Annotated in this window: 25 protein-coding genes and 1 riboswitch; of the genes, 14 read left to right on the top strand and 11 right to left on the bottom strand. The window is 37.1% G+C overall.

What is annotated here, in order from left to right:
- The first annotated feature begins 81 nt into the window (after positions 1–81).
- Positions 82–609, top strand: a complete 528-nt coding sequence (locus tag ACIQZI_RS17055; RefSeq protein WP_403075093.1) for a YehS family protein — start codon at positions 82–84, stop codon at positions 607–609.
- Between the two features lie 275 nt (positions 610–884).
- On the opposite strand, the gene ACIQZI_RS17050 is transcribed toward ACIQZI_RS17055, so the two are convergent.
- The 6 genes from ACIQZI_RS17050 to ACIQZI_RS17025 all read right to left on the bottom strand — a co-directional run bounded on the left by ACIQZI_RS17050 (position 885) and on the right by ACIQZI_RS17025 (position 5,981).
- Positions 885–1,571, bottom strand: coding sequence for a hypothetical protein (locus ACIQZI_RS17050; RefSeq protein WP_403075090.1), 687 nt, complete (start codon positions 1,569–1,571; stop codon positions 885–887).
- Positions 1,568–2,464, bottom strand: a complete 897-nt coding sequence (locus ACIQZI_RS17045) for an ABC transporter ATP-binding protein (protein ID WP_403075088.1) — start codon at positions 2,462–2,464, stop codon at positions 1,568–1,570. Before ACIQZI_RS17045 ends, ACIQZI_RS17050 begins: the two co-directional genes overlap by 4 nt.
- Complete coding sequence (locus ACIQZI_RS17040; protein WP_062184925.1) at positions 2,461–2,832, bottom strand: GntR family transcriptional regulator; 372 nt, start codon at positions 2,830–2,832, stop codon at positions 2,461–2,463. Before ACIQZI_RS17040 ends, ACIQZI_RS17045 begins: the two co-directional genes overlap by 4 nt.
- A gap of 380 nt (positions 2,833–3,212) precedes the next feature.
- The gene (locus ACIQZI_RS17035; RefSeq protein WP_403075084.1) at positions 3,213–3,491 is read right to left on the bottom strand and encodes a hypothetical protein; all 279 of its coding nucleotides are present in this window, start codon (positions 3,489–3,491) and stop codon (positions 3,213–3,215) included.
- Positions 3,492–3,807: 316 nt separating this feature from the next.
- Positions 3,808–5,397: a glutamate synthase-related protein gene (locus ACIQZI_RS17030; RefSeq protein ID WP_403075082.1), complete on the bottom strand. Its 1,590-nt coding sequence runs from the start codon at positions 5,395–5,397 to the stop codon at positions 3,808–3,810.
- A gap of 257 nt (positions 5,398–5,654) precedes the next feature.
- Positions 5,655–5,981 carry a winged helix-turn-helix transcriptional regulator gene (locus ACIQZI_RS17025; protein ID WP_403075079.1) on the bottom strand — a complete coding sequence of 109 codons (327 nt, stop codon included), beginning with the start codon at positions 5,979–5,981 and terminating at the stop codon, positions 5,655–5,657.
- A gap of 95 nt (positions 5,982–6,076) precedes the next feature.
- Between ACIQZI_RS17025 and ACIQZI_RS17020 the strand changes: the two genes are divergently transcribed.
- The 13 genes from ACIQZI_RS17020 to ACIQZI_RS16960 all read left to right on the top strand — a co-directional run bounded on the left by ACIQZI_RS17020 (position 6,077) and on the right by ACIQZI_RS16960 (position 19,942).
- A complete protein-coding gene (locus ACIQZI_RS17020; protein WP_403075233.1) occupies positions 6,077–6,298 on the top strand; it encodes a zinc-binding dehydrogenase in 222 nt (73 codons plus the stop codon).
- Positions 6,299–6,983: 685 nt separating this feature from the next.
- The gene (locus tag ACIQZI_RS17015; RefSeq protein WP_403075077.1) at positions 6,984–7,967 is read left to right on the top strand and encodes a LacI family DNA-binding transcriptional regulator; all 984 of its coding nucleotides are present in this window, start codon (positions 6,984–6,986) and stop codon (positions 7,965–7,967) included.
- A gap of 131 nt (positions 7,968–8,098) precedes the next feature.
- Complete coding sequence (locus ACIQZI_RS17010; protein WP_403075074.1) at positions 8,099–9,331, top strand: MFS transporter; 1,233 nt, start codon at positions 8,099–8,101, stop codon at positions 9,329–9,331.
- Between the two features lie 12 nt (positions 9,332–9,343).
- Positions 9,344–10,816 carry a glycoside hydrolase family 32 protein gene (locus ACIQZI_RS17005; protein WP_403075072.1) on the top strand — a complete coding sequence of 491 codons (1,473 nt, stop codon included), beginning with the start codon at positions 9,344–9,346 and terminating at the stop codon, positions 10,814–10,816.
- A gap of 73 nt (positions 10,817–10,889) precedes the next feature.
- Entirely contained in the window at positions 10,890–11,897 is a 1,008-nt protein-coding gene (locus tag ACIQZI_RS17000; protein ID WP_403075069.1) for a carbohydrate kinase family protein, read from the top strand.
- Positions 11,898–12,467: 570 nt separating this feature from the next.
- Entirely contained in the window at positions 12,468–13,085 is a 618-nt protein-coding gene (locus tag ACIQZI_RS16995) for an acetate uptake transporter (RefSeq protein WP_403075066.1), read from the top strand.
- A 445-nt stretch (positions 13,086–13,530) separates the two neighbouring features.
- Complete coding sequence (locus ACIQZI_RS16990; RefSeq protein WP_062184894.1) at positions 13,531–14,508, top strand: ring-cleaving dioxygenase; 978 nt, start codon at positions 13,531–13,533, stop codon at positions 14,506–14,508.
- 802 nt (positions 14,509–15,310) lie between these two features.
- A complete protein-coding gene (locus tag ACIQZI_RS16985) occupies positions 15,311–15,613 on the top strand; it encodes a WXG100 family type VII secretion target (RefSeq protein ID WP_403075062.1) in 303 nt (100 codons plus the stop codon).
- Between the two features lie 340 nt (positions 15,614–15,953).
- The gene (locus tag ACIQZI_RS16980) at positions 15,954–17,201 is read left to right on the top strand and encodes a glycine zipper domain-containing protein (protein WP_403075060.1); all 1,248 of its coding nucleotides are present in this window, start codon (positions 15,954–15,956) and stop codon (positions 17,199–17,201) included.
- Between the two features lie 9 nt (positions 17,202–17,210).
- On the top strand, positions 17,211–18,005 hold the full coding sequence (locus tag ACIQZI_RS16975) for a hypothetical protein (RefSeq protein WP_403075057.1): 795 nt from the start codon (positions 17,211–17,213) through the stop codon (positions 18,003–18,005).
- A 13-nt stretch (positions 18,006–18,018) separates the two neighbouring features.
- Positions 18,019–18,576: a DUF5381 family protein gene (locus tag ACIQZI_RS16970; protein ID WP_403075054.1), complete on the top strand. Its 558-nt coding sequence runs from the start codon at positions 18,019–18,021 to the stop codon at positions 18,574–18,576.
- A gap of 402 nt (positions 18,577–18,978) precedes the next feature.
- A riboswitch (SAM riboswitch) is annotated at positions 18,979–19,083 on the top strand.
- Between the two features lie 96 nt (positions 19,084–19,179).
- Positions 19,180–19,680, top strand: a complete 501-nt coding sequence (locus ACIQZI_RS16965) for a riboflavin kinase (protein ID WP_403075051.1) — start codon at positions 19,180–19,182, stop codon at positions 19,678–19,680.
- A gap of 130 nt (positions 19,681–19,810) precedes the next feature.
- Positions 19,811–19,942, top strand: a complete 132-nt coding sequence (locus ACIQZI_RS16960) for a hypothetical protein (protein WP_403075048.1) — start codon at positions 19,811–19,813, stop codon at positions 19,940–19,942.
- A 252-nt stretch (positions 19,943–20,194) separates the two neighbouring features.
- Here ACIQZI_RS16960 and ACIQZI_RS16955 read toward each other — a convergent pair whose 3' ends face one another.
- From ACIQZI_RS16955 to ACIQZI_RS16935, 5 genes are read right to left on the bottom strand one after another with little or no spacing between them, the layout of a single operon-like run.
- A complete protein-coding gene (locus tag ACIQZI_RS16955) occupies positions 20,195–20,917 on the bottom strand; it encodes a GntR family transcriptional regulator (RefSeq protein ID WP_403075046.1) in 723 nt (240 codons plus the stop codon).
- A 45-nt stretch (positions 20,918–20,962) separates the two neighbouring features.
- Positions 20,963–21,976: a sugar kinase gene (locus ACIQZI_RS16950; protein WP_403075043.1), complete on the bottom strand. Its 1,014-nt coding sequence runs from the start codon at positions 21,974–21,976 to the stop codon at positions 20,963–20,965.
- Positions 21,969–22,724, bottom strand: a complete 756-nt coding sequence (dagF, locus tag ACIQZI_RS16945; RefSeq protein ID WP_403075040.1) for a 2-dehydro-3-deoxy-phosphogluconate aldolase — start codon at positions 22,722–22,724, stop codon at positions 21,969–21,971. Before dagF ends, ACIQZI_RS16950 begins: the two co-directional genes overlap by 8 nt.
- On the bottom strand, positions 22,721–23,833 hold the full coding sequence (locus ACIQZI_RS16940) for a DgaE family pyridoxal phosphate-dependent ammonia lyase (RefSeq protein WP_403075035.1): 1,113 nt from the start codon (positions 23,831–23,833) through the stop codon (positions 22,721–22,723). Before ACIQZI_RS16940 ends, dagF begins: the two co-directional genes overlap by 4 nt.
- Entirely contained in the window at positions 23,811–24,914 is a 1,104-nt protein-coding gene (locus ACIQZI_RS16935; RefSeq protein ID WP_403075032.1) for an amidohydrolase/deacetylase family metallohydrolase, read from the bottom strand. Before ACIQZI_RS16935 ends, ACIQZI_RS16940 begins: the two co-directional genes overlap by 23 nt.
- Positions 24,915–24,939 lie beyond the last annotated feature (25 nt).

Genomic DNA, 24,939 nt, shown 5'->3' with positions numbered 1-24,939 from the left:
GTTCAATTAGTTTGTGAAGAAATTCTTCGTTAAGATCTCATGGTAGTTTTTAAAAAGGGCAATATTATAGGAGGTTTAAACATGAATAATCATGATATATTAATTAGATTAAGATATGCTCTAGATATAAAAAATACAGATATGGTAAAGATATTTAAACTTGGCGGTATTGAAGTAACAAAAGAAGATGTGCTAAAGATGCTCACAAAATCAAAAGACAGTTACCATAATGAAGCGGACAATGATGATGATATAACTGAAAATGAAGAGAATATAATATGCAATAATATGATGTTAGAGTCATTTTTCAATGGCTTAATTATTTTTAAACGTGGGAAACAAGATCCAAAACCAGGACAACCTAAAAGCCCAGCACTGTCTGTAGAGAATACGGAAAGTGTTAATAATATTCTTCTAAAGAAATTGAAAATAGCACTAACATTAACAAGTGAGGACATGCTTGATATCTTAGAAGAAGCAGGAGTCATGATAACAAAAGGAGAATTAAGCGCTATATTAAGAAAAGAAGGTCATAGGAATTATAAAGAGTGTGGTGATCGATATGCTAGGAATTTCTTAAAAGGACTAGCTTTAAAATATAGGGGATAAGAGGGCCGCAAGCGTTGTAACTAACCGGTACCCCATATACTTTCATATGCACTCAGTGCGTGTGGAGTGCATCACCTTATTAATTATTGATGTAATAAAGCATTAAGACAAGAAGTTGATGTCAATAATCACATCAACTTCTTGTTTCTTTTTGAATTGTGCTGTGGATCTATTGGTGAAATTTGTTCGATTTACCTTAAGATTCAATCCTTGTTTTACTGTATGCATCTGAAATGTGTTATTTTCTATATCAAATATTTTTCTCCTGTGAGAGATCAAATAACTGCGCGCCGCAACATGCGATATGAGCCAAGTAGATAGAGCAGAGTAAGAGGTACGAGCCAATAGGCGATTTGTACAGCTGTATGGCTGGCAAACCAACTAAAGATGCTTCCCCAAGCTTCGAAATGATGCACAAGAAAGACCGCTATACTGCCAATCAGTAAGAAGGCCATCGCCCCAATGAACATCCCTTTGCGGCCAAAACGCCGTGAATAACTGGCTATTAAAAAGCCTAAGAAGAACATATTGAGAAAAAGAATCATGTACAGAAGAAATTGCTCCAAGAGTGTACCATCATTGACATAGGGAAAGTGGAAAAAGTGGAGTCTAGTGCCCCAGCCATTCGTCTGTTTTTCTAATTGCGCGAATAAGAAAATTAAACTTGTGAAGAACGCACTACCGATCATTCCGATTATGGCAGACCCGATAAAATAGTAGATTCTTCTAATCGACATGCCGATCGCAAATGGAAATGTTTTTCCTACTACGATAATTCCTGTTACAAAAAGGTAAATGACAATTGAAGTTAGCCCACCTGTATACATATCTTCTTGATTCATGAACAAGAAACTTACGGTTAGATTCACCCCAAAACTAGAAAACAGTATGATAGCTGGAATGTAAATCCACGACCATTTATCACGAGAATGAAGTTTTAAAACGCCAGTAATTCTATTCACTTCGCATTCGCTCCCTTTTGTTCAGATTTACCATTTGTCAAATGAACGATAAGCTGCTGCAAGGATACAGGTGAGATTTCAAGTCCACTTTGTGCCGCTTGTTTTTGATCAGAACCGTTTTGGCTGCGAAGGACAGTAGCGGATAGTAATCCACCGAATGGCTCACGATGCACCGTTTCTTTTCCAATGAGAAACGACTCCACCTTAGAGGTTTGCCCAGTGACTGTGAAAGCCTTATCCCGTAAATCCTCTGCATCTTGATCAATAATCAGCTTCCCATTGTCAATGACTAAAATATGTTCAAGTAGGTTGCTCACTTCATCGATCAAATGGGTAGACAGAATCACTGTTCGTGGATGTTCAACATAATCTTCCATCAATCTATCGTAAAATAGCCCTCTTGAAACCGCATCGAGTCCCAGATATGGTTCATCAAAAATGGTTAAAGGCGCTCGGCTTGCAAGACCTATCACGATTCCTACTGCAGAGAGCATCCCCCTGGATAGCTTTTTTATCTTTCTCTTGAGAGGTAAGTTGAAATCCTCAATAAGTGACCTAGAAAAGTTGACATCCCAATTTGGAAAAATAGATTTAGAAACTTCTAATACATCAAGGATACTGTAATGATCAGGGTATTTCTGGCTCTCTTTAATAAAACAAATTTGGCTAAGGGTGTTAGCGTTTTCATATGGGCTTTCCCCAAATACTTTCAAATCACCACTTGTAGGAAAAATTTGCGCTGTGATCATTTTCATTAAAGTTGTTTTACCTGCACCGTTTCTGCCGAGAAGTCCGTAGATTTTATCTGCCTGCATGGTGAAACTAGTGTCATGAATTGCAGTAAATTTTCCATACGATTTATTCAGCTGTTTAACTTCAATCACATTTTTCATCGTTTGTTATCTCCTCTCTGGATCATATCCGTTAACTGATCAGCTGTAATACCAAGCTTCTCTGCTTCACGTATCATTGTGATCACATACTCTTCGAAAAATTGCTCTTTTCGTTTTTCGATTACTTTTGTTCGTGCTCCTTCTGCAACAAACATGCCAATCCCCCGCTTTTTGTATAAAATACCTTCATCCACCAGCAAATTCACGCCTTTGGCAGCAGTTGCAGGATTGATTTTGTAAAATGCGGCGAACTGATTCGTTGAGGGAACTTGTGCTTCTTCAGGAAGACCACCTTCAATAATGTCATCTTCAATCCGTTCTGCTATCTGGACAAAAATAGGCCGGCCATCGTCAATTAAGTTATTCACTGCCTCACCACCATATTGGTTAGTTACTTATGTAATTAACCATATAACGATAAGGAAGTAATGTCAATAACCAAATGTAGATTTAAAAAAAATAGACAAAAAGGCTAACTTAGTTTGGAGTTAGCCTTTTTGTCCTATCATAAGAAAAAAGATGTAAAATATATAATTTATCCTGCATTAACGGGCAGTAAGACCCGCGGTTTAAGGTATAGAGTAATTGGAGAAGAAGGGACCCCTACCCTATGATTGAAGCTTCCCATTAAGCAAGGATAGTCGGTCCTGATCCTTTCGTCTTGGGATATCCTTATTGTGCCAATTAACTTATTTGAACTTTTCAAGTGCTGTGCGAAGATTTGCAGATGAACGATTAAGCCATTGAATCATATTGACGAGTGAGTCCATTCTATCCCATCCTTTTGTATGTCTGATGCTTCTGCCACAGAATAAGTACGACTGGCATTATCTGTTGCGAGCGATATGACTTCCTCCATTGAAGCAAGCACTTCTTCAGACGCTGAAGACATTTCTTCTGTTACTGCCGATACGTCTTGGATTTCATTGTTGACATTGCGCACTGCGACGAGAACAGACTCCAAATCATTCCCGATTGCTGTGACAGCATTCGAGTCTTCTGTCATTTTTGCAGCACTTGTACTCATTTCAGTAATAGCTGTAGAGGTTAGAGTTTGGAATGCATGTATTTCATGCTGAACTATGAGACATTTCAGCTAGTTTCCTTAAGCTCTTAAAGAATAATAATAGATAAATCTTCCCAACTAAACTCCTGGTAGTACTATAAGAGGTTGATCAAAAAGTCCGGTAAAAATGGCTGTCAAATTGCATCAAAGCTCTGTCTCTACGGCCCTCGAGACGATCGCTTCTCGACTCTTTTTATCCTCCTCTTTGAACACGTACTATAAGGTAAGCTAATATTCTGTTCCTATATTAACTTAGCTGTGTAGTTCCTTTCTCATCTCATAGATCTTTTTTTATTTCTACAGAAGATCCTGGAATTGGAAATAGATCGGATAACCTTTTCATCTTTCCTTCAGCATCATTAAATACGATATGTTCTCGAGAAAACTTTCTTGGTGTATCGATTTCACAAGCAGCAGCCAATGCAAAAAGCCCCTGCCGAACATTAATAATATAATTCATAACACGCCATTGCTTTTCTTCCGGAACGAGTGCATCTTGATATTTTGGATCTGTAGTGGTTATGCCTGTAGGGCATTTTCCTGTGTGGCATTGCAAAGCCATAATACAGCCGTTTGCAATCATAAAGCCCCTCGCAGAGTTAACAGCATCCGCCCCAATAGCAAGAGCCATCGCAATTTTATCAGCGGATATTAACTTTCCTGAGGCGAAAATCGTTAGCTTATTGCGAATGCCATACTGGTGGGCTTTATCCACTACGGTAATTAATGCCGGATAGAGAGGGATACCCATGGAATCTGCCATTGATTTATATGTGGCACCAGTACCGCCTTCGCCACCATCCACTGTGATGAAATCTGGATAGATTTGAAGTCTTTTCATAGTCTCGAAAAATTCATCTAAATTAGAATGATATCCTACGACAATTTTAATTCCCACAGGCTTTCCACCTTCATTTTGAAGTGTTTTGATAAACTTCAACGCTTCCATTGGATTATGCAAAAAAGGAAAGCGATTAGGTGAATTAATGGTTTTACCAGCTGGTACATTACGAATGCTTGCGACCTTTGGTGTTACTTTTTCACCTTCTAAGTGGCCGCCACGAATTTTCGCCCCTTGACCAAATTTTAGTTCAAATGCCTTTACATTTGATTCCTCGGCTTTCAACCTAAATTCTTCGAGTGAAAAGTTCCCATTCTCATCCCGATATCCAAATAAACCTGGTCCAATCTGTGCAACAACATCTGCATTACTCTTTAAATGCTCCGGTGCAATTCCACCCTCACCTGTATTGATCCACGAGCCACCTGCCATCTTACTACCATTACCTGTCGAAAGGATATAACTTTCGCCTACAGCTCCATAAGACGTAGCAGAGGCACCAAAAGGACCGCATAATTTCCATGGCAGATCTCGATCGGGGCCAACTATTATCTCATCTTCCTCATGATAGAGCCAACGATTGACTTCATCCTTCTCAAGATGTTCACGTCGTGTAAATAGTCCCTCATGGTCAATTTGATATTTCATTGCATGAACCTTTTCTTGATTATCAACTCTTAATTCCTCGTTCAATAGGGGGAATAATCCATTTGCTATATAGTAACCCGGTTTTTCAAAATCTCGCTTGGATCCGAAACTTAAAAGATCGTTCCGATATTTTGCTGAAAAGACAACGCTTAAGAATTCCGAACGTGTAAACGGTTTGCCGCTATTATCATTGTCAAACCAATATTGTCTAAACTCTGGCCCCATCTTTTCTAAAAGGTACCGAAGCCATCCTAAATACGGATGTGCGCGAATAATGGAATGCTGGGGTTTCTTGGAAATAGTTTTAAGCCATAGAAATAAACAGAGTGGCCCACCAATAAATACGACTAAAAGGATTATTAAAATGGTCAACAACATTGAATTCCCTCCTAAATACTAGCGGATTCATACATAAGTCTGAAAAGAGTACTTGCTCATTTCTAAGCTTAGTTAAACCATATGTATTAGGAGTCCATTTCATAATTAGTTTATAAAATTTAAGCTTATATTGCATGGCGGTTAAAAGATAAAGTTGAAAACATGGTCCTTCTACAACGTGGCTGTTTACTTTAATCAGGTTGAATAAATAAAAAAGGATTCGTTTGCTTACCGCATTCGAATCTTTTCTATTGCTATTAATTTGAAACTTCTTCACCGGTCAATGCGATGTGTCCTTCGCCCAAACTGCACATGGCATCTAAAATGGGTCGAAGAGACCAGCCATACTCTGTTAAAGAATAAATAATCTTTGGCGGAACCTGGTCAAAAACGGTACAGTTCACCACACCATCTGCTTCGAGTTCTCGTAGCTGCTGGGCCAGCATTTTTTGCGTGAAATTAGGTATAAGTTTTTTCAATTCACTTGTTCGTTTTTCTCCTTTAATCAAGTGGCACATAATGACGATTTTCCACTTTCCACCGATGATGTCAAGTGTAGCTTCCACGGGAATATTATAAGCCATCTCATTTCCTCCTTTACTACTTATAGGTACTTGAGCGCGCCTACAGTACTTTAAAATACGTACTTTTCATTTTGTAGTGTTGGTTTCATAAATATATCGATAAACTGGAGGAAGAGCGTAATGTGCATGTTGAGTTTGTGTTTACTCGTCCAGATGGAAAAAATATGAACAATACTAAGGAACTTGTTGAAGCGCAAAAAGTGAAGCCGATTGTAGCAGAAATCGATCCTCTTACGGTTGATGGAGTAAGAAAAGCCCATCTTTTCAATCAATCAGGTCGAACACGAGGTAAAATCGTCCTGACGAGAGAAAACTAAGTATTAAACGTATTCACTTACAACATATGATTTATCCTGCATCAACGGGCAGTAAGACCCCCACCTCAAGGCTTAGAGGAATCGAAGAAGAGTAGGTGGGGGATGAAGAAAACCCCCACTGATTGAAGTTTCACTTTATCTTATTTTGTGTTTAATAGTTAGTTTTTGAGAAGTATGGACCTAATGAAGGATGGTTAGCAGAAGGTAGTTACAGTTAGGTGAAAAATCCAGTGTTCAGGGATAATGGGTGATAACGAATTGACCATGCACTTAAATTATTAAAATAAATTAGAGTATCCTAGTTAATAAAATGTAATATTTAGATCGCACTACAATTGACTGTATTTATCATTATGACCATTTACTAACAATAGATTTAATGCGACACATGTTGAAGTGGTTGAAAAAATCGTTGTAGAATAATTTGAGGAAGCCTAATTTTTTTAGATAATTCTTCTTTCCCTGATGTTCAACTATTGTTTTGGAATAGGTCAAAGCAAATAATCCTAAAGCACCCCTATTTGATATAATAGGTATATACAAACTGTGAATTCATTTTTTTAAGCGATAAATGAAGAAGAGGTTTATTAGATTTGTTAAAATCAGACAGTCATATTCCACTCTAGGCCTCTTCCTTACTTAAAATATCAACACAGTTTTCGAAAAAACAGCTGGAGGAAATGGAATGAAGCCTAAAATTAGTGATGTAGCAAAATTAGCAGGCGTTTCACCAACGACTGTTTCTCGTGTATTAAATAACCGTGGATATATTAGTGAGGAAACAAGAGAAAATGTTCAGAAAGCAATGAGTGAATTGAATTATTTTCCAAATGATGTTGCGCGTTCTTTATTTAATAAACGATCAAATTTAATAGGATTAATCTTACCAACAACATCTAATCCATTTTTTGGCGAATTAACTTTTCATATAGAGAATATTTGTGCATCGCTAGGGTATAAAGTGTTGCTCTGTAATAGTTTAAATCGGATAGATAAAGAAGAAAAATATCTAGAGATGCTAATGCGAAATCAGGTAGATGGAATCATAGTTGGAACACATAATCGAGGAATTTTAGACTATCATAAGCAAAATCTAGCAGTTGTCGCAATTGACCGTTATCTCTCAGAAACGATTCCTATTGTCAGCTCTGATAATTATGAAGGGGGAAAAATGGCAACAGAATTGTTACTTTCGAAAGGGTGTACGCACATTGTTCATATTAATGGACAGAAAGAATTGGAAACACCAGCAATGTTAAGAAGGAAAGCATATGAAGATGTGATGAAGAAGCATGGCAGAGTTCCTACTACATACGAAGTTCCAGGAGCGTTCGATCGTAAAAGTCAACAAGAAGTCATCAGTAGGATTTTTGATGAATATCCAGAAGTAGACGGTGTTTTTGCAAGTAATGATTTATTTGCTGCATCCTTTATATCTGAAGCTAAAAGGCGTGGAAAAGATGTACCAGGTCAGATAAAGGTTATTGGCTATGATGGAACGGAGACAGCCCAAATATTACTACCTGAATTGACCACGATACAGCAGCCAATAGGTCTAATTGCTAAAACAGCTATTCATATTTTATTAAAGGAAGTGGAGGGTGAGTTTAAAAATCTACCACTGGAAACATGTCTTCCTGTTAAACTTTTAGAAGGACAAACAACGTAAAAACATTGCCATTGGCATTGTTTTTTTCTTTTTTTATGTCAACCCGTTGACATATGAAACCGGTTGACATAAAATGATGTTGAAAGTGCTTTCAGTTAAAACTACTTTTTCTTAAAAAGGGAGCAAAAGAAATGAAAACTTCAAAAAGCCTGTATTGGAAATTAAGCGCGTACTTTTTCTTCTTCTTTTTCACTTGGTCATCTAGTTACTCCTTGTTTTCTATATGGTTGGGACAGGAAATTAATTTGAACGGTGCAGAGACAGGGATCATCTTTTCTGTAAACGCTATCTTTGCATTGTGTATGCAGCCGTTATATGGATATATTTCTGACAAAATCGGTTTAAAGAAAAATATCTTATTCTTCATCAGTATCTTGCTCGTATTTGTTGGACCATTTTATATCTATGTATACGGACCGTTATTACAATATAATGTCTATCTCGGTGCGGTCACTGGAGGAATCTATTTAGGAACTGCTTTTCTTGCTGGGATTGGAGCAATTGAATCCTACATTGAAAAGATTGGACGTAAATATGACTTTGAGTACGGAAAATCGAGAATGTGGGGCTCATTAGGATGGGCAGCAGCAACATTTTTCGCTGGACAGCTGTTCAATATTAATCCAAATATCAACTTTTGGATTGCATCGGTTTCTGCAATCATCTTAGTTACCATCATTATGTCGATAAAAGTTGAAATGACAGAACAAGAGGTGGAGAAAGCCGATTCTGTTAAGTTGAAAGATGTTGGTCAACTCTTCTTATTAAAAGATTTTTGGTTTTTAATGATGTATGTAGTGGGAGTTACTTGTGTATATAGTGTCTATGATCAACAATTCCCCATTTACTACTCATCGTTATTCCCTACAGAAGCGATGGGAAACCAAGTGTTTGGGTATCTCAACTCGTTCCAGGTATTTCTAGAGGCGGGAATGATGTTTATTGCTCCTTTTATCGTTAATAAATTTGGGGCTAAAAATAGTTTAATTTTAGCAGGTTATTTAATGGCATTCCGGATAATTGGGTCTGGACTTGTAGTAGGACCAATTGGGATTTCAGGGATGAAATTAATCCATGCGTTAGAACTGCCGATTATGCTAATTGCTATTTTTAAATATTTAGCAGCTAATTTTGATACGCGTCTATCTTCCGTGCTTTACTTGGTTGGTTTCCAGTTCGCTTCACAAGTGGGCGCATCGATCTTATCTCCATTTGCAGGAAGTCTATATGATAGCATTGGATTCCGTAATGCTTATGTTTTCATGGGCATCATGGCTCTAGTCTTTACAATTATTTCAATGTTTACATTAATTGGTTCTGAAAAAAGAAAAGCAAATATAGAAAATTTACATAAAGCTATTTAGGGGGATGTTAGAATGTTAACAACTAGTAGAGTTCAACAAGCAGAAGAAGCACTCAAGCATGCAAAGGAAACGATGAACGAAAGATATCGGTTAGGCTACCACATCATGGCATCGGCTAACTGGATAAATGATCCTAATGGCTTAGTGCAGTATAAAGGCGAATATCATGTTTTTTTTCAACATCATCCATATGATGAAAATTGGGGACCGATGCACTGGGGCCATGTGAAAAGTAAAGACCTCGTCCATTGGGGGCATTTGCCTATTGCTTTAGCTCCTGGAGATGATTGTGATAAAGATGGTTGTTTCTCGGGTAGTGCAGTTGATAATAACGGCGAATTGACATTAATCTATACTGGACATCATTATACAGATAAAGAAAAGAACCTGTTTACACAAAATCAAAATATTGCTGTAAGTCAAGATGGTATTACTTTTGAGAAGATTGAAGCGAATCCAGTCATTGCAGAACCGCCAGCCGACAGTTCCCATCATTTCCGCGATCCTAAGGTTTGGAAGCATAATGATACATGGTACATGATTCTCGGAAATGCGACGGAGGATGAAGTTGGAAGAGTGATTCTCTATCGCTCTCCTGATTTGCGGGGGTGGGAATATATTGGCGTCTTGGCGCAAAGCGAAGGCGAACTCGGTTTTATGTGGGAGTGCCCGGACTTCTTTGAATTGGATGGAAAATACGTTTTGATGTTCTCTCCACAGGGAATGGCAACACAAGGAGATTTATATAAGAACCTATTCCAAACAGGTTATTTAATTGGCGATTACGATTACGAAACAAATAAGTTTGTCCATGGTTCGTTTACTGAATTAGATTATGGGCATGACTTTTATGCGGTTCAAACATTACTGGATGATAAAAACCGTCGAATTGCGATCGGTTGGATGGATATGTGGGAGTCCAACATGCCAACAAAGATCGATGGATGGTGTGGAGCCTTAACTCTACCACGGGAACTAACCTTAGGGGATCATAACAAACTCTTAATGAATCCTGTTGAGGAGTTAACTTTATTACGTGAATCAGAACATAATAAGTGTACAAATCAATCTATTTCGGAAAGGTATCTAGTTGAAACAAAAGATGATCTTGTTGAGGTTAAGGCTGTGTTTGACTTAACAAATACTAGCGCTAAATCTGTTGGTTTAAAAATACGCGGAATGAACCAAGAAGAGACAGTACTAACTTATCAAATAGAAGATCAAAAGTTAACACTAGACTGCTCCAAGAGTGGGAAGGAGAAAGATGGGGTTAGGAATGTAATGCTTGAAACAAGCGGAATACTTTCTTTACGAGTGTTTATCGATCGATCCTCTATTGAGGTTTTTGCGAATGATGGGCAAGCGACAATAACAAGCCGAATTTATCCGAAAGAAGCAAGATTGGGCATTGAATTATTTGCTGAAAATGGTGATGCAAAAATCAATCAATTTACTTATTGGAATCTAAAAGATATTTGGAAGTAAAATACAAAGGGGATGTCCCAAAAGGGTCTGACCCTTTCGTTACGGGACACCCTCTTGTTTTGGGGGAAACAAATTGAAAAGAGTTTTTTGCATAGGGGAAATACTAATTGATTTTATTCCTGCACAAAAAGAAGAATCATTAAAAAAGGTTACTAGTTTTGAACGCGTTGCTGGTGGAGCTCCTATGAATGTTGCTATTGCCATTGCAAAATATGGTGGAAATTCAGTCATGCTAACGAAAATTGCTAATGACCATTTTGGACATTATCTAATGGATGTGCTGCAAGAAAATGGTGTAGACACGTCTTACTGTCTACGGAGCGATGAAGGTGAAACAGGATTAGCGTTTGTGTCTGTCGATCGATATGGGGAAAGAAGCTTTACTTTTTATCGGAAGAATGCAGCTGATTTATTGCTTTCACCAAAAGAGGTGGAGCCAGAATGGTTTAGAGAAGGGGATCTTCTTCACTTCTGCTCAGTTGATTTAATCGAAAGTCCAATGAAACATACTCATAAAAAAGTAATTGGGGATTTCCGAAAGATAGGGGGAATCGTAAGCTTTGATCCAAATGTTCGACTTCCCTTATGGCCTAATGAAGAAAGTTGTCGTCAAACAATACGGAATTTTTTGCCACTAGCTGACATTGTGAAAGTGTCAGATGATGAATTGTTCTTTATAACAGAAATCAAAGAAGAGAAGGCTGCTATTCAATCTCTTTTTGTTGGGGATGTGAAAGTAGTTGTGTATACAAAAGGAAGTGCAGGCGCAATGATATTTTTAAAGAACGGAGAAAAGTACGAAGATAAAGGATTTAAAGTAATTGTTACTGATACAACGGGTGCGGGTGATGCCTTTATTGGAGGTTTTTTGTCTGAATTACTATCACTAGACATTTCAAACGAAAATCTATGTCAAAAAATAAGCGAAAACTATAAGCGGTTACTTACTTTCGCAAATGCAAGTGGAGCCCTCACTGCCACTGTTAAAGGAGCGATTCAAGCTGCACCAGAAAAAACTGATGTCTTACATTTTATTTCTACTCAACGTGGAACATCAAATGTTGCGAATGAAACGATTTAAATGAAAAGAAGCTTGATATGGAATTTTCTATTTCCATTCGTTCTATTTTGGAGAGTCTGTAGAACTCATCAGCGCCCTGTATGTTTCCATATACACTCTCGACATGTGGAGTGTGTGTCTCTTAGCTAGTTTTGAAATAGTTCGAAGATCATGCCACCTCCTGGAAAGTGTTGTGACAATTGGCATGATGCAATTTGAAGGAGCCTAATCCATTAGACGGATAGGGTTCTTTTTTTATGGTTGAGCAATGTGATCTTAAAAGGTCCCTCATTATGTTAAATGATGAAAAGGTAATAGAGGATCCGTATGCGATCATATTGTGGAAATATTAGTTTTCCTCTATTATCCCATATCTTTTTCAACCTATATTTTAACAAATATTCAATGTTCCACCGATTATCGATTTAGTTTAAAGTGCATTCGTGAGAAAACGAGAGAAAATAAACGAAAACATCTCTTTAAGTGGAATTCTGCAATCATACGGTTTATATGTTTCATCGGAAAAGCCAGTATTGACACTCTTTGTCTTTTCCGATACATTACATAAGTATGTTTTTTAAGGAGGAAATAATGGGTACTCAGAATCACACACAAGTAAAAATAACAACAGCAGATCCATCCGCGTTAGGCTTATTCGGTCTTGCGATGGTAACATTTGTAGCATCATCACAAAAACTAGGCTTAACAGAGGGGCTTTCTTATCTCTTACCGTGGGTATTTTTCCTAGGCGGTCTCGCTCAAATTTACGCCTCGATACTAGATGCGAAGCATAACAATATATTTGGGACAACTGCATTTGGAGCATTCGGACTATTTTGGTTTGGCGTTGGAACAACATGGATGATTCAGTTAGGCTTTTTCGGTGAAAAACTTGCTGCAAATGGCGATCCAAAACAACTTGGTTTTGCATTCATTGGCTATTTGATTTTCAGTCTCTTTATGACGATTGGGGCCATGGAAACACATAAAGTTTTGTTCTTTATTTTCGTCTTTATTGATTTCCTATTTATTGGATTATCTTTAAGTTCATTTAATATTATGTACGATGTAACTCATATGATTGCTGCAGTAGCAGAAATGTGCATCGCTTTGTTATCTTTCTACGGTTCAGCAGCGAACGTGTTAAACACACATTTCGGACAAGTTGTGCTACCGATAGGAAAACCGTTTGGGATTTTTAAAAAGTAATATTATCTAGAGTGGACGATAAAAGTCTACGACTAATGAAGAAAGGTGAGTATCTACTATTAAGTAGTGTCTCACCTTTTTTATTTTATCCCTCATTTTTCTGTGGTAAAGGGGCGGGGCTTCGCAAAATCAGCTCCGCACCGCCGCCTTCATAAGGTGATACAAATTGAGAACCTGAACCTTTTTCACCGTTGGGTTGGGATCAGACGCTCATGGACGTTTTTTATCATAGTTCTTATCATTGACAGCCCATTTAATTCATGATATATTTATCTCGAATTAAAGATATGTTAATTAGAGATAAAACATTGTAAAAAAAACGACTAGTCTGATCAACATATAGGAACAGTATTTTATAAACGTATAAATTCAGCAAATCAGCTTAAATGGCAGATGCATCTTGTTTTAAATGAATAAAATTGAGAATCAATTGGAGGCATGTAATATGAACGAATTAAAAGGAATTCACCACGTAACAGCCATTACAAGTAGTGCAGAAAAAAACTATGAATTTTTCACGTATGTTTTAGGCATGCGTTTAGTAAAGAAAACCGTTAACCAAGATGATATCCAGACGTATCACCTATTTTTTGCAGATGATAATGGTAGTGCAGGTACAGATATGACTTTCTTTGACTTCCCGGGTATTCCTAAAGGAGTACATGGGACAAATGAGATTTCAAAAACCTCTTTCCGTGTACCAAATGATGCAGCGATTGATTATTGGGTAAAACGTTTTGATCGTTTAGAAGTAAAACACACTGGAATTAAAGAACAATTCGGTAAAAAGACACTTTCATTTGTTGATTTTGATGACCAACAATATCAATTGATTTCAGATGAAAACAATGAAGGAGTTGCTTCTGGTACACCGTGGCAAAACGGACCTGTCCCTCTAGAGTATGCGATTACTGGTTTAGGGCCAATCTTTGTTCGAATTGCTCAGTTTGATTACTTTAAAGAAATGCTGGAAAAAGTTCTCTTATTTAAAGAAATTGATCATGAAGGTTCATTTCATTTATTTGAAGTAGGTGAAGGAGGAAATGGGGCACAAGTAGTTGTCGAATATAATGCCATACTTCCTCAAGCACAACAAGGTTTTGGTACAGTTCACCATGCGGCATTTCGAGTTGATGACCGTTCTGTATTAGAAGAATGGGATAAACATATAAGAAACTTCGGATTCCAAACATCAGGGTTTGTTGATCGTTTCTTCTTCGGATCATTGTATGTAAGAGTTGCACCACAAATTTTATTTGAGTTTGCAACAGATGGTCCAGGATTTATGGGAGATGAACCGTATGAAACGCTCGGAGAAAAATTATCTTTACCTCCATTCTTAGAACCAAAACGTGAACAAATCGAAAAATTAGTTCGCCCGATTGATACAGTAAGAAGCACAAAAGAATTCAGTAAAGAATAATAGAAAGAAACGTAAGAGAAAATAAAGTGAAACTTCCTCCACTGATTGTTAGTCCCGTTCTACTGTCGCTAAGATCGCAGCAAACGCTTCGATCAATCGACAGTACGAACCCGATTGGTTCAACTATACCTTTGAAAACCACAAAGGTAAGTTTCACTGTATCTCACCAATCGGGCTTTTACTGCCCGTTAATGCGGGATAAATGAAGCCATAATGTACGAGATTTCATTCAGGAATTCGTATATTATGGCTTATTTTGTTGCGATCAATATTCTGCTATACACTTACCTCATGTATACGTTCATACAGTTCTTACAAATCCGAATAATCAACCTTTCATATGTACCATGGCGGTTTTAGTGTTATACCTTGGTTATCAGACAATGAATCACAGGCAAAGTCTAAAACAAAAATTGGATCTTAATATGGTTTAGTCTTAAGTGCCTATGTGAGATTCCCGTTTCACTGATGCTTAATAGGGGATAAAGGAACGGGTCTAAAGACTCTTTTTAGCATGCAGATTAATATTTGTTTTGTTTGCAAAAAAATATGTAAACCCTAAATCATGCATGTTTTCGAGTATTCTAAGCTTTTTTTTAAAGTAACCTTAAATTTTAAATGAATACAAGTTGAAATAATCGTTACAATTCCTTCCTAATTCATTACTGGAGACTTATGGTAAAGGATAGGAGATTATAGTAGTATTTCCTTATGTTTAAATAGGATATTAGTGTAAAAAATTTAATAGAGATGATCTAAACAGTCTTAAACAATTCTCTTGACTTAATGATGAGGTGAAAATATGAATTCTGAAGGGGTTAGAGCACTTGCAAGGGTGTTCCAAGAATCATCAGAAACATTAAAAACAAATGAATCTAAATTAATGCAAAGTATCCATACTAATGCAGCAACATGGACAGGGAAGAGTCGAGAAAAATTTGATTCAGTAATAGAAGAATCCGCTGTTTTATTTCAAAGACATTCTGACAATCTTTATGAGATCAGCAGAGAATTGGAAAGTGCAGCAAATGAAGTTGATCGAGTGAGAGAAGAGATTGAAAGGCAAAGAGAGTTAGAAAGACTTGCTTGTACGCGGAGTGAGTAGGGTACTTTGAAATATTAAATAATAGGGTGACACTTATCAAGAAGAACGATAGAGGTGTATCATGAACAATTATAATTATAAAGCGAAAAAAAAGAAAAAGAAAGACGAGGACCGGCATGCTTTAGATGATGGATGCGTTCCTGGTTGCGTTGATTTTTTTCTATTTCCTCTGCAACTGTCCGTGTTGGGTTATCAGATATTCATTAATCTTTCTTGATAAAGATTAATGAAGCAATTAATGATGATGCAATAGTTCATCAATTCATTATGTCAGTATCTTATCTTAAGGAAAATTCAATGCTTAACTAATAAATGGATATCGAAAAGAGGTCTTATACGTATGGCGAATAAAATATCCGTAGATCCAGACCGTTTAGAAGAGTTAGCCAATCAATTTGTTCTTGACTTGTCAGCGATTGAAGCAGAATATAAGCAACTGCATCTGGATCTATTTAATTTAATCAGCAGTGCGCCTGCTGAATACAGTCATTGCTTCTCTCATGTCGGGGATCCGTGGGGTACTGGAAATCAATTGGTTGATCGTCTTAGTGAAATGGAACAAGATCTGCGTATGACGGCCAATAAATTTTCTGATGCCGATAACTTAGTGGCTAAACTTTATAAACTGCATGAGAAGTATGGCACTTTAACGGCTATGGGAGCATTGTCTGCGAAAAAGCTTACCTATTATGGTCTGGGCTTCACACAATTCGCAAAGAATACGGATGATCTATTCACATATAGGCATATGGGTATCCTTCACCAAATGTCAGATGCGATTGACGGTTCTAAATATCGGAATGTGGCAAAGGCATTATTAAGTCCCACTTACTTAGCGAAGAAATATAATAATACCCCGTTTGCTAATTTAGTTCATAAAAAAATTGCCCAATATCTTCCTGACGATGTTGTTAAATTTACGAGTAGCTCAACAGCTTTGTTTGATGGGATTCAGAATAGAGCATTAGATTCTTCTAAGTTTAAGTCATTTGTTCAAACAGGTGCCAAATTTGGGAGAACTAATGCTATAAGTACGTTAGCAGTAACTGGAATAGTAGAAGCTGGTGGAATGGGCTTGAAGATTTCAGAAAACTATTCAAAGTATGGAGATCAACCGGAGATATTAAAGCGTGAAAATGCAAAAGCGGTAGGCCACGCAGTGAATAATACCGTCGCCATTACTGGAGGTTCTATTGCAGGGGCTGTAGTAGGAGGGGCATTAGGTAGTTTAGTCGGTCCAGTTGGTACAGTAATTGGAGCTACGGCAGGTTCAGTTGTCGGAGGTTTTGTGGGAGAGAAGGCTGCCAAGCTTACTGCAGGTTTAGCAGAAAAAGCAGCTATGGTATTTAAAGAGCCTATACATGAGGGGCTTGAAATGATAAAGGGCGGCTTAGAGAAGGCAGGAAAAGCTGTAGAAGGATTTAATAAAGGTGTAGATTTTGTGAATGATCAAATTAAAAGTACAATTGCGGATCCGGTAGGAAAAGTGAAAGAAATAGGCAAGGGACTATCTAAAGCAAAAGAAACTGCGAGCTCTCTTGTTGATGGCGCGAAAGATTTTCTTGAAGATAAATTCTCGTTTTTTTAAGGAGGACCTATGAATACGGTTCAATTAAGCATAGAAGAGCTAATCTTTTCATTTTATAGTGAAGGGTTATATGAACAAGGTATTTCGATTAAAGAAGCTTACTTTCCAGCTCTGAATGATTCTGAGTTGAAATTGATGTTAGAAATTGCCTCTCGCTCATTGTTGGCAAAAGAGATGGTAGAGGAAGTTAATAATCAATATAAACTAAAGAGAGAATATACTTCATATATCCACACATTAAATTATGCAGAGAGTACAGTAAAGGCTTCTAAATTTGATGTTAGTTTACAAGCAGAAGACAGTATCTCTTTTCATTTTAAAGATGGAGAAGTGTATTTACATAAGCTGTTGCATGATCATCAAGTTCATTATCTTTCGAAACTAACCAAAGAGAGCATGTTTTCAATAATAAGTGAATTTTTTGCTTTCAATTCACTAAAAGCAGAGTGCGAAGTGCTTTTTACGTTGAAAAGTGAAGAATTTGACGAGTTGTTAGAAGATGTAAGTCAAATTAATACTCCTTCCGGAATAAACATTCAGAAATGGGTAAAGAAATCAGATAATCCGAATATGGTAGAGCTACTAGATGATCTATCAAGAAGAAACGGTAAAATGGATAGTATACTTAGTCTTCAATATGACTCCAATAATAACCCAGAGTTCATTGATCTTTCCTTTATTATTCCAGGAAAGACGGAATTTTGGGTAGTGACTAGGAACCAAAATTTAGATCTATGTTTTCAAAGAGCAAATGAGTCAACCATAAACAATCTATTGCTGAATAACAAAACAATCTCAGCCTGAGGAGGTGCGTCTTTTGCTCAATGTAAAGAAGAAAAATGAACTGATTCAGGTAAAGGGCTCAAAGTTCATGTATGTATGGATGGCAGTATTTTATTTAGGAGGTCTAATAAGCTGTTTGATATTGATCATTGATGGCTTTAAATTCAATTCAACTTATTCGTTGATTTATATTTTGGGCGGCATCATGCTCGCTCCTGTTTTTCTGTATTTAACACTCTGGTCACTGCCTGCTTTTAATCCGGGAAAAATTCTATTAACGATAATTCTAGGGGAAAATGGGAAGGTATTTTCTAAAAAGGGAACGGTTTTTATTAACAATATTCGAAGTACTGATTTGGTGAGAAATCCTATCAATTTAATAAATTATATTGTTATTGAAACCTTTGATGAAAAAAGAATAAAGATTCCTACATATAATCTTCTTAGTGACCTGGATTATCAGGTAATGGTTGATCAATATCTTTTTCCTTATATGACAGAAAACGCGAGAAAAGTTTGGGATCGTAAAATCGATTTAAATATTTTGCTTAAGGAAGTAAGGTATGAACGGCAGGAACAGAAAATCGAATAGCTTTTTGATTACATTGCGATTTATTACCAGTTGTGAAATTTTCCAATCGTTTAAAAGTGTGCTAGCGTAAAAAAAACAAAAGGGATAAAGAATTTTTTTCTTCATAGAAAAGCTTTTTATCCTTTTTAAACGATTAGAGTTTTACCTAGATAGTTACATTACATAAAAAATTTTCTTTAATGAATATGAAAAATCTCTTTTTAAATGCCAATTACTTTGCTTAAAGTGACTAAGGATCTTAGTAATTTCTTAAAGACAATCTTTTATCCACGTTAAACATGCATAATTAAGTATCGGAAAAATCTGACATTAAATACTTGACAAGAACTTGAACATTTTATATATTGAATGTAATAATTATTCTTAGTAATCCGATGTGTTTTAAAATTTCATACATGTAGAATCTTATCAAGAGAGATGGAGGAACTGGTCCAATGAAATCTCGGCAAAAGGCTCTTTATGAGTACTGTGCCAATTCCAGCGAACGAATGGTTCGAAAGATAAGAGGAGGCAATGGTAGCTTGTTTGTGTACATTTCACTCTTCTTATCACTTTAATAAGGAGAGTTTTTTTGTATTTACAATTGAGATAGGGGATGTGTAGATGATTAACAATCAGGATGCACCATTTGAATTTGACACTATTTTGCTTGGTAAAAGGAAGGAAGGTATTACTGAATCTCTTTGTGGGAGAGTGGTACATGGTAGGAAAATGGGACGGCAATTAGGTTTTCCTACAGCCAATGTAGATGCAGATGCTGTCTTGTTAGCAAATGGAGTATATGGCGTACATGTGGTTGTAAAAGGAAAGCAATATCGGGGCATTATGAATGTTGGTGTTAAACCAACATTTGGATCAACCTTGAAAAAAACATTTGAAGTTCATCTTCTCGACTTCTCCGATGACCTATATGGAGAGTTCATAGAGTGTCAACTTCTGTTTAAAGTGAGGGAAGAACAAAAGTTTGCTTCCATTGATTTATTAAAAAAACAAATTACGGAGGACATCTATCGTGCAATCGAGAAATTTAAACAATTTGAGGATCTTTTTAAGGACGGAGAAAGGAAAACCCTTAGGAAAAAGCAAATATCTGAATCTGCCTGATTTACAATTCTTTAATTGGTGCCATTTACAGTATGGGGTAAACAAAGGAATTTATAATACGATTGATAATTGGTTTTACGAGTATGGCATTGTTAATATTCTCTCACGCAGAATTTATCTATTGTCCTTTTTGGAATTTGCCAAAGAGGTAGAATCGGAGCAGAAGCAAGATAAAGTAATTCGATTTGGAAATGGTGGACTTGTAAAAAAACTACACGAATTTCTAGTCGTTTATAAAATGGAGTCGAAAGGAGGACTTTAAAATTTGGATTTAAAGCTGAAAAGATACAGGTGTTCGGGGGGAAGCATCCTATAGATTAAAGCTAGTCTAATGACGGGAAGGCCCCGAACCCAACCCCAATCTGTATTCATCTTTAATTTTGCAAGCCAAATTCATTAATAAGCTCAACTGCATTGATTAATTATTGATCTATTTCTTCTCATGAACAGCAAGAATATTTCGTTCTTATCAAGCCTTAGCAGGGGAGAAAGCTATAATGAGCGCTTAATTAGGTCAAACCGATGAATTCCGCTCATTATAGCTCACAATATAGTTGTGTTTTGCTGTATTATAGTACCCTTCACTGTATTCTTTAATATTCCCTTCTTCATCATGAGAAAGTCGAATTCGTTTTAAAGCTACAGTGTCTTTTTCCAATTTCAATGATTCACATATGTGACTAGGCACGATAGCAACAGCGAACTCATCCCTAAATGTTTCAAGTTTAATATTGTTTTCTTCCATAAAACGATATAAAGAGCTAATCTGAACATCGTTTAATTCTTCATCGCTTATGTCCAGTAAAATATAGTGGGAGAAGTGAATATACGGTTCACCATCCAAAAGGTACATTCGCTCGATTTGAAGGCAATTTTCACCAAATAGAGGATAGAGTGAAGATTCAGTAGATAATTGAATCCTTTTTATACTTAACACTTTTTTGATAATTTGGTGACCTTCCTCTACTAATAACTCTGTAAAGTGCTTGCCTTTTGCAAGTTTCGCATTCGAAACATTTGTGATGACCTTCGTTCCTTTACCGCTTTTCTTTTCAATCAAGCCTTCTTGAACAAGCTCTTTAATTGCATTACGTACAGTAATTTTACTCACATTAAATTCTTCTTCTAGTAGAGGCTCAGAGGGAATATAAGTATTAACTGCGTATACACCATGTAAAATACGATCTCTCAATATATCCTTGATTTGTAAATACAAAGGTCCTTTTTTTCTATTCACTCTCGTTCCATGTCTCCTATCATTTTCCCGGTATGAAATTTTACTTTATCTCTTGATATCTTCAATTGTTCCCATAATGGATGACAATATCTCTGCCTCTGTTGACATGGGCGTATCCCCAACAATTGTGCAGGCTAACATTCCAGCCGCGGCTGCAAACTGTACGGTTTTCTTCGGTGGGAAATTAGACAATTTGCCATGCAAAATACCGCTAGTATAGGCATCACCAGCACCAATTCTATCATATATGGAAAAGGATAGATGTTCAGAGAAATGGAACATTTGATCTTTGTACATATAACCTAATAAAGAGTGGGTATTATCCCTATTAATCGTTCGATGTGTTCCTGCTATTGTTTGAATATCAAAATTTGTTGCGACTTTAGGAATTAAGTCGATAAGCTGTTCCTCTGTTGAGGTTTTCGTTGTCTCCATTCCTAAAATATTCATAGCATCTTGTTCATTCATCATGACAATATCAGATAAAGCAAGCATGTCTTCATAATGAGGTTTGGCTTTGTTGTATCCACCGTCCCATAAGGAAGGCCGGAAATTACAATCAAAACAAACGATTCCACCTTTTTCTTTCACTCTTTTAGCAAGTACTTTCATACTCTCGCGGACATTTTTCCCCATTGAGAGTGTAATGCCACAAAAGTGGACGATCTCTGCTTCTTCAGCGATTGCTTCCAGATCATAGTCCAATAATGAAGCGGTATTAAAACTGCTTTCCAATCGATTCGTATAGGTGACACGGCTGGCACGATTCCCGAAGCCATTTTCTAAAAAATACATGCCAAGGTAGTTGCCACCTCTAGAGATAAAATTTCGTGCAATTCCTAAGCGTTGCAAGTGAGCGATGGCTGCATCACCTAATGGATTAGTCGGTAATTTCGTCACAAGATAGCCATCATGACCAAGCTTTGTCATTGCTGCAGCAACGTTAACTCCCGTGCCTGAGAATGAATAGTGTAACGTGTTAGCTTGTTGCAGTAATTCGTATCCTGCCACTTGCAATCGCATCATTACTTCTCCAAATGCAACTATTTTCTTAGGCATGTTTTTGAACCAATTTTTTTGTGATGGTTAATAATGTTCGCACATCTACCTCATTTGTCTTACCAGTTTCTTTATTAATAATTGAAGAGTACACATGTGGAATAATTTTCGGTACGTTTGCCTCTAAGGCAATTTCCAGTATTTTCTCGAAATTATGTAAATCAATGCCTCCAGTTGGTTCCAAAGCAAAGCCCTCTTCACCACAAGCTTTCGCTACTGCACGGAACTCGTCTTCATGCCCTAACCCTTTCATCGGGAAGTATTTCAAAGCATTCCCACCCATATCGCGAACTAAAGCAATGGCGGCTTTGACAGGAACAATTGCCAAATCATCGGCCATAGCACTGTTAGGACCGGTAGAAATATTCACGTAGCCGACTTGACCCGTTGGTGATACAAGCGAATTGATCCAACTCTCTTTTTCTCCTAAATTAGCCCGTGTAGCAGCTACAGCCGGAAACACTTGATTAATATGACTGCCTGGATAATGTTTAGCGATCTCAGAAACTACTGCTGCCTGCCGATTATCGCCAGCGCCTAAACCAATCGAAACTGCTTCATCTATCGCTTTTCCATATGCTTTCATGTCTACCACTGCTGTATCTACAGAAGGGTAGTCTTTGGATAGAACACCAATTAAAACATGACCTTCTGCCGCCTGGAAAACTTCTATTGCATTTTCGATACTATTTGCTAGTACGTTCAAAGCTACTCGATTTCGATAAAAACGTTTGTTAATATTAGTCATTGTTCGTTTCCTCCTAAAATAGCTCGCAATCGGGCTTCAATCACGTATATATCATCACCTTGTAATGGGCGTGGATCAATATCAAAAAATCCTTGGCGAACTCCGTAATCACGGGTATAAATCGCGATTAATTCTCCATTTCTCAGCTGATCGTTTACTTCTTTCGCTGTTGTATGTGCAAGGTCTGGATCAATCAGGATTCGAGCTCTGTAGATGGCACGCCCTGCCTCATCTTGTACAATGGATACTTTTACGCCATTGATCGATTCTAGTGATGTAAGAACTTGTAAACTAGTTTTTTCTTGTTCACTATGATCTGTTTTGACGAAATACTCATCCATTGCCTGCAATAATCCAAATGTTGTTTCTTTGCCGACTTTCATGCTTCTGCCAATGCCATGTAATTGCATCTTAAGCCATTCGATATATTTCTGTTTACCAGCAACGATTCCGGAACTTGGTCCTTCAATTGCTTTTGAGCCACTGTATATAGCCAAATCAGAAACTTGGACATATTTTTTCACATCTTCTTCTGCAGCCGCATCGACAATTAATGGAATATGATTCGCTTTGGCAACTTCCCAAGCTTCTTCAACTGAAATCATATTTTTTTGCACCGTATGGTGGGATTTTACATATAAAATAGCTGCAGTATTTTCATTAATAGCATCGGCAATATGCTCTATTTTGCCTTCATTTGCATAACCGACTTCAATTAATTTTCCTCCGCCAAGGTAAACCATTGTTTCTACCGGTGCGCCGTATTGTACGTTATGACCTTTAAACATAATGATTTCATTTCTAGGGATCGATTCTTGATGGAGTTTTTCGCTTTTTCGGCGGTTTCCTTCTGTTACAATCGCGGCTATGGAAAGAGCGATACCACTTGATGCAGAGTTTACAACAACTGCTGCTTCAGATTGAAGTAACCGAGCGATATGTTGACCTGCTCTGTCGACAAGGTCCGCAATTTCAACGTAATTTTGCCCTCCTGTCTTCATGGCGTTCATTACAGTATCTGTAGGTGCGGAAACACCTAATATACTCATTCTTCCGCTTGCATTGATCACTCTTTTTAAACCGTATTTAGCATTCAATGAATTCTCCATTTATAACGACTCCTTTTACATCGATTTTTTGTTTCGCTTCTCTTACTGCACCTTCAGAATCGATTAATGATATTGCTTCATCTTCAACGCTGAATATTGTGAGATTTGCAATATCGCCTACCGAAATTCTTCCTAATTCAGGTTTATTTAGCCACTCAGCTGCATGGATAGTAACAGCATCAATTACTTCTGTTAGTGAATATCCTAAATATAAAAATTTCGTTAATACATTTGCCATATTATAAACGGGTCCATTTAGCCGATTATTTCGGTAAATATCCGTACTAATCGTATCAAAGGGGATATTGCCTTGTTTTGCTATTTCTGCTGTTTTAAAAGAGAAGCTAGCTGTCCCATGGCCAACATCTAAGTGAACGCCGCGTTCAATTGCTTGAAGCAACTTAGGGAGCGGCTGTCCTGCTTGATCAAATAAATTATTGGCTTTGCCATTTAAGTAATGAGTTATAATGTCTTTTTTCTCAAGCAAGTCAAGAATTTCATTCATACCCGGAGGTCCTGAGCCGATATGTACCATTAGCGGTAATCCTGTATCTGAGGAGAACCTCCGAGCGATCTTTAAAGGCTCTATCCCATTTGAGCCGACCACACTATTGCTGATCCTCGCTTTAAGTCCAATGATAAAATCCTTATATTCAACAATGGTCTTTTTTAATTTTTCTTCGTTTAGCCAATTAAGATTTGCTAACTCATCGATGCGCTGCAAACCAATTTGTGAGATATTTAAGAAAGCGAATACATTTGTTTTTGCGTTTATACAACTATCTACTAAGTCAGGCAAACGATCAGCACCAGTACTACCAGCATCAATAATTGTCGTTACACCTGTTTTATAGCCCACTTCATCGATAACATCGCCATATGGGTAAAATTCTGGAAAGGCATGCACATGCATATCAATCCAACCACTAGAGATAAATACTTTGTGCTGATAATCAATGATGTTTTCACCAATTCCAGTACCAGAAGGGACAATGTCTACAATCTTTTTATTTTTTAATAGAATATCAACAGCGGTACCTTTTACTGTTTTTACATTTCTTAACACGATCGTAATTGTCATTTTTACCTCCTTGTTCGAAGAGACT

Origin of the sequence: Peribacillus sp. NPDC096379 (assembly GCF_044762875.1) — a bacterium.
Taxonomy (GTDB): domain Bacteria; phylum Bacillota; class Bacilli; order Bacillales; family DSM-1321; genus Peribacillus.
This window is presented reverse-complemented; position numbering and strand designations above follow the sequence as displayed.